General features: G+C 62.1%; 1 protein-coding gene. It reads right to left on the bottom strand.

All coding sequences use genetic code 11. The annotated features are described in order from the left end of the window. Positions 1 to 208: 208 nt before the first annotated feature. Positions 209 to 475: a transposase gene (locus HFL01S_RS24495; RefSeq protein ID WP_066263967.1), complete on the bottom strand. Its 267-nt coding sequence runs from the start codon at positions 473 to 475 to the stop codon at positions 209 to 211. Positions 476 to 538: the final 63 nt, after the last annotated feature.

Consider the following 538-nt stretch of genomic DNA (forward strand, 5'->3'; position numbering starts at 1 on the left):
CGGGCGCTGTCGTACAGCAGGCCAAAGCCGTGGCGTGGGTTGAGCGCCATGTGCGCCTGGATGAAGGTGATGACCCCGGAGTCGTCGCGTGCAGCCGGCCGGTAGCGCAACGTGGAACGGGCGATGCCGCTGGCCTGGCAGGCCCTGCGCTGGCTCATACCGTGCTCGGCCATGAGGCTTTGAACAACCACCTCGCGACGCTCCGGGGTCAGAGCTTTCGGTCAACGACGTCCTTCAGAGCGTGGTGCATCAGCGCCAGGTCGGCGTACATGCGTTTGAGCTTGGCGTTCTCGTCCTGCAGCTGGCGAAGCTGCGACAGGTGCGAGACCGTCATGCCCGAGAACTGGCTCTTCCACTTGTAGTACGTCGGCTCGCTGATGCCGTGCTTCCTGCACGTCTCGCCGACCTTCGCGCCCATCTCGACTTCCTTGAGGATGCCGACTATCTGCGCTTCGCTGAATCTGGATTTCTTCATGTAGAGACTCCGTCTGGGGGAATTCTCTACTTCCGGGTGGCTCAGGTTTTCAAGGGGACTTCA

This window comes from Hydrogenophaga flava NBRC 102514, from assembly GCF_001571145.1.
Taxonomy (GTDB): domain Bacteria; phylum Pseudomonadota; class Gammaproteobacteria; order Burkholderiales; family Burkholderiaceae_C; genus Hydrogenophaga; species Hydrogenophaga flava.